The 4,916-nt window shown below is 70.8% G+C and carries 4 protein-coding genes; 3 read left to right on the plus strand and 1 reads right to left on the minus strand.

Annotated features, from left to right (window positions below):
• Positions 1 to 144: 144 nt before the first annotated feature.
• Both NH339_RS17235 and NH339_RS17240 read left to right on the plus strand, forming a co-directional pair.
• A complete protein-coding gene (locus NH339_RS17235; RefSeq protein WP_253027235.1) occupies positions 145 to 1,125 on the plus strand; it encodes an ArsA-related P-loop ATPase in 981 nt (326 codons plus the stop codon).
• Positions 1,122 to 2,327: an ArsA family ATPase gene (locus NH339_RS17240; protein WP_253027236.1), complete on the plus strand. Its 1,206-nt coding sequence runs from the start codon at positions 1,122 to 1,124 to the stop codon at positions 2,325 to 2,327. The genes NH339_RS17235 and NH339_RS17240 overlap by 4 nt, the downstream gene beginning before the upstream one ends.
• 21 nt (positions 2,328 to 2,348) lie before the next feature.
• Here NH339_RS17240 and NH339_RS17245 read toward each other — a convergent pair whose 3' ends face one another.
• Positions 2,349 to 2,606 carry a WhiB family transcriptional regulator gene (locus tag NH339_RS17245; RefSeq protein ID WP_067853809.1) on the minus strand — a complete coding sequence of 86 codons (258 nt, stop codon included), beginning with the start codon at positions 2,604 to 2,606 and terminating at the stop codon, positions 2,349 to 2,351.
• A 215-nt stretch (positions 2,607 to 2,821) separates the two neighbouring features.
• On the opposite strand from NH339_RS17245, the gene NH339_RS17250 reads away from it, so the two are divergent.
• The coding region (locus tag NH339_RS17250; protein ID WP_253027237.1) for a transglycosylase domain-containing protein at positions 2,822 to 4,916 on the plus strand (2,095 nt) is incomplete at its 3' end.

Genomic DNA, 4,916 nt, shown 5'->3' on the forward strand with positions numbered 1-4,916 from the left:
CGCGGCCCGCGGCGCAGCGCACCCAACCCCCCGCACGCGGCTCGTCCAGCACGCGGCGCCGGGCCAGCTGACCCCGCCGGCGGGCGTGGGCCTCCTCACCGTCGTTCGGCTCGCACCTGCGCGACGCGTCGATACCCTCGACGTGTGACCCTCTGGACCCCGCTGCACGTCGTGACCGGCAAGGGAGGCACCGGCAAGACCACGGTGGCCGCCGCGCTGGCCACCTCGCTCGCCGCCCGCGGCCGAAGGGTGCTGCTGTGCGAGGTCGAGGGTCGTCAGGGCATCGCGCAGCTCTTCGACGTCGCGCCGCTGCCCTACGAGGAGCGCCGCATCGCCACCGGCCTCGACGGCGGTGCCGTGCACGCGCTGGCCATCGACCCCGAGGCCGCGCTGCTGGAGTACCTGCAGATGTTCTACCGGCTCGGTCGGGCCGGAAAGGCGCTCGACAAGTTCGGCATCATCGACTTCGCCACGACCATCGCCCCGGGCGTGCGCGACGTGCTGCTCACCGGCAAGGTCTACGAGGTTGCCCGCCGCACCGGCGCCGACCGCTACGACGCGATCGTCATGGACGCCCCGCCGACGGGCCGCATCACCCGGTTCCTCAACGTCAACCACGAGGTCGCCGGGCTCGCGAAGGTCGGCCCGATCAAGCGGCAGGCCGAGTCGATCATGCAGCTCATGCGCGCCCCCAGCACGCAGGTGCACCTGGTCACCGTGCTCGAGGAGATGCCCGTGCAGGAGACCCTCGACGGCATCGCGGAGCTGAAGGCGGCCGAGCTGCCCGTCGGTCGCGTGCTGCTCAACCTCGTGCGACCCGAGCTCGTGACGGCCCCGACCCGCGACGCCCTCGACGCGGGCAGCCTCGACGAGACGGCGGTGGCCGCGGCGCTGCGGTCGGTCTCGCTGTCCCCCGACGCTGCCGGCCCCCTGCTCGCCCAGGCCCGTGCCCACGTCGAGCGCCAGGTGCTGCAGGAGCAGCAGCGCGAGGTGATCGGCGACTGCGGCCGTCCGGTCGTCGAGCTCCCGCTGCTGGGCGACGGCGTCGACCAGGGGGCGCTGTTCGAGCTGGCGCGCGTGCTGCGCGACACGGTCGGCACCTCGACCCAGGAGACCGCGCGATGAGCAAGCGTCCCGCCACCGCCGCCACCGGCCGTCGTTCGCGCACGCCCGCGCGCGGCCTGCCCGGGTCGGAGGCCGGACGGGTCGACGTCGACGCGCTGCTGGCCGACCGCGGCACCCAGATCATCGTCTGCTGCGGCTCGGGCGGTGTCGGCAAGACCACGACGTCCGCCGCGCTCGCGCTGCGCGCGGCCGAGCAGGGCCGGCGGGTCTGCGTCCTCACCATCGACCCCGCGCGACGTCTCGCGCAGTCGATGGGCCTGACCGAGCTCGACAACGTGCCGCGCCCGGTGGCCGACGTCGACACGACGGCCGGTGGGTCGCTCGACGCGATGATGCTCGACATGAAGCGCACCTTCGACGAGGTCGTCGAGGCGCACGCGACGCCCGAGAAGGCGCAGCAGATCCTGCAGAACCCGTTCTACGTCGCCCTGTCGAGCTCCTTTGCCGGGACGCAGGAGTACATGGCGATGGAGAAGCTCGGGCAGCTGCACGCCGCCGCGAGCGAGGACCCCGACGTCCCCGACTGGGACCTGATCGTCGTCGACACACCGCCCTCGCGGTCGGCGCTCGACTTCCTCGACGCGCCCGAGCGGCTGTCGAGCCTGCTCGACGGCCGCTTCATCAAGCTGCTGCTCGCGCCCGCGAAGGGTCCGGCACGGCTGCTGAGCGCCGGGTTCGGCATCGTCACCAGCGCCCTCAACAAGGTGCTCGGCGCCCAGGTGCTGTCCGACGTGCAGACGTTCGTGGCCGCCTTCGACACGCTCTTCGGCGGGTTCCGCCAGCGCGCCGAGGCCACCTACTCGCTCCTGCAGGCCGACGGCACCGCCTTCCTGGTGGTCGCAGCGCCGGAGGCCGACGCCATGCGCGAGGCCGCCTACTTCGTCGAGCGGCTCGCCGCGGAGGACATGCCCCTGGCCGGGCTCGTCGTCAACCGCGTGCACGAGCGCGCCGCCGGCGGACTCACCGCCGCCGACGCCGAGAGCGGCGCGACCCGGCTGCGGGCCGCCGACGAGGAGTCGGTCGCCGAGCTGCTCGACGTGCACGCCGACCGCGAGCGCGTCGCCGCGCGCGAGGAGAAGGTGCAGCGCCGGTTCACCGGCAGCCACCCGACGGTGCCGACCGTGCCCGTCGCGGCACTGCCGACCGACGTCCACGACCTCGACGGGCTGCGCCGCATCGGCGACCTGATCGCCGGACGCTGACCGCGTCCGGCGCTGAGGACGTCAGGCGGTCTGCAGGACGCTGCGCCAGGCCGCCACGTTCGGGCGACGACGCAGCAGGGCGCGACGCTCGCGCTCGGTCATGCCGCCCCAGACGCCCCACTCGATGCGGTTGTCCAGCGCCTCGGCCAGGCACTCGGCCCGGACGTTGCACGATCCGCAGACCTGCTTGGCGCGGTTCTGCTCGGCGCCCTTGACGAACAGCGCGTCGGACTTGCCACGGCAGGCGGCTTGACCCGCCCAGTTCTCGTTCCACCCCATGGTGATCAACCTCCCGAGAGCCGGCCCCGAGGCCGACAAGGTTTCTCTAACAAAGAGAACGCTAAGGATCCGGCTGATCCGGCGGCAGACTCCACAGTGCCCAACTTCACATGGCCCGAAGGGACTATGGTCCTGGGCCGTCCCGGGATGCCGCACCGGCGCAGGCCCCTCCGCGCCTCCGTCGATCCTCAGGATCGGCCCGTATCCTGGGGCGTATGCCTTGGGACGACCTCACCGACAACGTCCGGCGGATCGCCCAGACACCGCCGCGCACGTCCAGCCGCGCCTCGCTGATCGGCACCATGATCGTGCTGGCCGTGGCTGCCGGCGTGCTCTCCGCCGCCGTGGTCATCCCCGGCACCGCCTTCTTCGCAGCCACGGCCAACGACGTCACGCGCGACGTCGTCGACCTGCCGCTCGAGCTCGACGACGCGCCGAACCCGCAGACCACGCGTCTGTACGCGGCCGACGGCAGCCTCCTGGCCTACTTCTACGAGGAGAACCGCCAGGACGTCCCCCTCGACAGCATCGCCAAGACGATGCAGGAGGCGATCGTCTCGATCGAGGACAACCGCTTCTACGAGCACGGGGCACTCGACCTCAAGGGCACGCTGCGCGCCCTCGTCAACAACGCCTCCGACGGCCAGACCCAGGGTGGCTCGACCATCACGCAGCAGCTGGTGAAGCTGTCGCTGGTGCAGCAGGCCACCACGCGCGAGCAGATCAAGGCCGCCACGGAGAAGTCGACGGCCCGCAAGGTGCGTGAGCTCAAGCTCGCCATCAAGTACGAGGAGGAGCACTCCAAGAAGGACATCCTGGAGCGCTACCTCAACATCGCCTACTTCGGCGACAGCGCGTACGGCATCAACGCCGCCGCCTACCACTACTTCTCGGTCCCGCCGGAGAAGCTGTCGGTCAAGCAGGCCGCCACGCTGGCCGGCCTGGTGAAGAACCCCGAGCAGTTCAACCCGCGCATCTACCCCGAGCGGGCGCTCCAGCGCCGCAACACGGTCATCCAGGTCATGGCGACGCAGGGCAAGATCAGCCAGGCCGAGGCCGACAAGCTGATCGCCTCCCCGCTCGACCTCAAGCTCACGCGCTTCCCGAACGGCTGCGTCGAGTCCGTCGCCGCGTTCTCCTGCGACTACATCCGTCAGTACCTCCTCGAGGACGAGGCGCTCGGCAAGACCGTCGACGAGCGCCGCACCCTGCTCGAGAAGGGCGGCCTGACCATCAAGTCGACCATCGACGTGCGCATGCAGAAGGCCATCAACGCGGCCGTCACCAAGCGGGTCGGCGCGCGTGACCGCGCGGTCGGCTCGATGGCGCTGGTCGAGCCCGGCACGGGCAACGTCCGCGGCGTCGCGCAGTCGCGACCCATGGGTCGCGACGAGAAGCGCGGACAGACGTTCCTGAACTTCTCGGTGCCGACCGAGTTCGGCCAGTCCAGCGGGTTCCAGGGCGGCTCGACGTTCAAGTTCTTCACGACCGTCGCTGCCCTGAAGAAGGGGATCCCTGTCGGGAAGACCTACAACTCGCCGCAGACGATCACGGTCCCCGCCGGACGCTACTTCACCTGCGAGGGGCTCAACGCGGGGTCGTACTCGCTGAAGAACTCGACCGGCCAGGGCACGTTCAACATGTACACGGGGCTCCGCCGTTCCATCAACACCTACTTCGCCCAGCTCGAGGCGGACACCGGACTCTGCGACACGATCAGGACGGCGGAGTCGATGGGGATCAGCAACGCGAAGGACTGGCAGTTCCCGTCCTTCACGCTGGGGGTCTCTCCCGTCTCGACGTTGCAGATGGCAGCCGCCTACGCCACGGCGGCGTCGGGTGGCACCTACTGCACGCCGCGCCCCGTCGATGAGATCCTCAGCGCGAACGGCGAGGTGCTCAAGAAGTACCCCGAGAGCTGCAAGCGCGTCATGAGCCGCGAGGTCGCGGCCCAGGTCAACGACATCCTGCGCGGCCTCCAGCAGCCGGGCGGGTTCGGCTTCCAGAACGGCACCGCGCTGAACATCGACTCGGCCGCCAAGACCGGTACGACGAACAGCAGCCAGTCCGTCTGGTACGTCGGCTACACGCCCACGCTCTCGGCGGCGGCGATGATCTCCGGCGTCAACAGCGCCGACAACCCGGCCAGCCTGGTGGGCGTCACCCTGAACGGCGTGCCCGTCAACTTCTCGCAGGCTGGCGGTTCGTCGCTGTCGGGCCCGATGTGGAAGGACGCCATGGGCGTCATCCAGACCTACCTGCCGGCGAGAAACTTCGACGCCCCGCCGCAGCGCCAGCCCGCAGCCGCCC

The organism is Aeromicrobium sp. CnD17-E (assembly GCF_024124745.1).
Classification (GTDB): Bacteria; Actinomycetota; Actinomycetes; order Propionibacteriales; family Nocardioidaceae; genus Aeromicrobium.